Genomic DNA, 2,017 nt, shown 5'->3' with positions numbered 1-2,017 from the left:
ATTTACCACAGCACCTACACAGGCGCACCGCCCGATGAACCTGCCGTGTTGGGCGAGGCGTTGAATGAAGTGTTTGTGCCATTGTTGCAAAAGCAATTTCCTGAAATTGTGGATTTTTATTTGCCACCCGAAGCCTGTTCCTATCGCATGGCGGTTGTGAGCATGAAAAAGCAATATGCAGGACACGCCAAGCGCGTGATGATGGGTTGCTGGTCGTTTTTGCGGCAATTCATGTACACCAAATTCATCGTGGTGGTGGACGATGACATCAATGTACGCGACTGGAAACAGGTCATCTGGGCGATGACCACGCGCATGGATCCTGTTCGTGATACCGTTTTGGTGGAAAACACGCCGATTGATTATTTGGATTTTGCCAGCCCCGTGAGCGGTTTGGGCGGCAAAATGGGCATGGACGCAACCAATAAATGGGCTGGCGAAACCCATCGCGAGTGGGGCGTACCGATTAGCCGCGACCCTGCCACAGTCGCCAAAGTGGACGCAATGTGGGCGAATTTGGGTTTGTAATCGCAGAATTGAGAAAACATACAACATTGCCAAACACCCTTGTGTACTACTCGTACACAGCGGATGTTGTTGTCCTTTATTGCATTTTCACTTCTGCGACAATATAAACATTTCAGGCAGCCAAATCATGAAAATGGCTGCCTGAAACAATTTATTCTGTTCTTTTGGGTTTGTGCAGTAAAGATGCCGCCATCGCCACCACCAAAGCCGTAAACACCACCGATAGCGAAATGCCCACAGGAATGTGTACCCAATGCAAAATCAACATCTTAATGCCGATGAAGCTCAACACAAACGCCAAACCATAATGTAAATACACAAAACGGTCAGCCATATCTGCCAGCAAGAAATACATGGCGCGTAAACCCAAAATCGCAAAAATATTAGACGTCAAAACGATAAATGGGTCGGTCGTTACCGCGAAAATGGCAGGAATGCTGTCTATCGCAAACACCACATCGCTTAATTCCACCATAATCAACACCAAAAGCAGGGGGGTGGCAATGCGTTTGCCGTTTTCAATGGTAAAGAATTTTTCGTCGTCCAAACGTTCACTAACGTGAATGTGTTTTTTCAGCCATTGCAACATTTTGTTTTGCGACAAATCTTCGTTATCATCGCCGTCATTGTGTTTGACCATTTTGATGCCCGTGTACAACAAAAATGCGCCGAATACATATAAAATCCACTCAAAACGGCTCACCAACGCTGCACCGACAAACACCATAATCGCCCGCAAAACAATCGCGCCCAATACGCCATAAAGTAACACGCGATGTTGATATTGTGCTGGCACTTTGAAATAAGAAAAAATCATCAGGAAAACAAAGAGATTGTCCACTGCCAACGATTTTTCCAACACATAGCCTGTGAAATATTCCAATACTTTGGTTTTTGCCAAAGCCGCACCATGACTTTGCGCCACTTCCCAATACAGCCAGCCTGCAAATGCACACGACACCAATACCCATACCACCGTCCATATTAGGGCTTCTTTGGTACTGACTTTATGTGCGCCTGTTTTTTTTAGGGTCAGCATGTCTATGCCTATCATCACAAGTACCGCAACAAAAAATACAATATAAAACAATGGCGAACCAATTGTAGCCACTTCCGTCATGTTTTTTCCCATCTCTGTATTCAGAATCAATCAAAATAAGTTGATGCTGCCTGAAAATTGTACATTCAGGCAGCATCATTGCAGTTGCATATGTTAACGAAATGTCAGCGTGGTGGCAATGTTTTCAGGCAGCCTGAAAATCTTTTTTCTTCTGTAAAAACAAACGAAATTTTACCCAAGATACCGCCCCCACAAAACACATCGCCTGCAACAAAATAATGGTTGCACCTGTTGCGCTGTCCAAATGATAGCTGACGATGACACCCAATACACTCGTCAAACAAGAACTTAAAATCGCTACCAGCAGCATAAGGTCAAAACGTTTGCACAACACAAAGCCCGTAATCCCTGGTGAAATCAACATTGCCA

2 protein-coding genes and 1 pseudogene are annotated in these 2,017 nt (G+C 44.9%); 1 reads left to right on the top strand and 2 read right to left on the bottom strand.

Annotated features, from left to right (window positions below):
• Positions 1-528 (top strand): annotated as a pseudogene (locus tag Q4B82_RS09465) (UbiD family decarboxylase domain-containing protein); the annotation flags it as partial.
• A gap of 151 nt (positions 529-679) precedes the next feature.
• Here Q4B82_RS09465 and Q4B82_RS09460 read toward each other — a convergent pair.
• Both Q4B82_RS09460 and Q4B82_RS09455 read right to left on the bottom strand, forming a co-directional pair.
• The gene (locus Q4B82_RS09460; RefSeq protein ID WP_303066209.1) at positions 680-1,648 is read right to left on the bottom strand and encodes a TerC family protein; all 969 of its coding nucleotides are present in this window, start codon (positions 1,646-1,648) and stop codon (positions 680-682) included.
• A 124-nt stretch (positions 1,649-1,772) separates the two neighbouring features.
• Positions 1,773-2,017 (bottom strand): metal ABC transporter permease (locus Q4B82_RS09455; protein WP_303066208.1); only part of this gene is annotated, 245 nt, incomplete at its 5' end.

Origin of the sequence: Alysiella sp. (assembly GCF_030525755.1) — a bacterium.
GTDB lineage: Bacteria > Pseudomonadota > Gammaproteobacteria > Burkholderiales > Neisseriaceae > Simonsiella.
Note: the sequence above shows the minus strand (reverse complement) of the source record. Positions and strands in the feature narration are given on the sequence as shown.

Excerpts from the sequence above, each read along its gene's own strand:
- Q4B82_RS09460 (WP_303066209.1), bottom strand. The coding sequence starts at position 1,648 with ATGACGGAAGTGGCTACAATTGGTTCGCCATTGTTTTATATTGTATTT.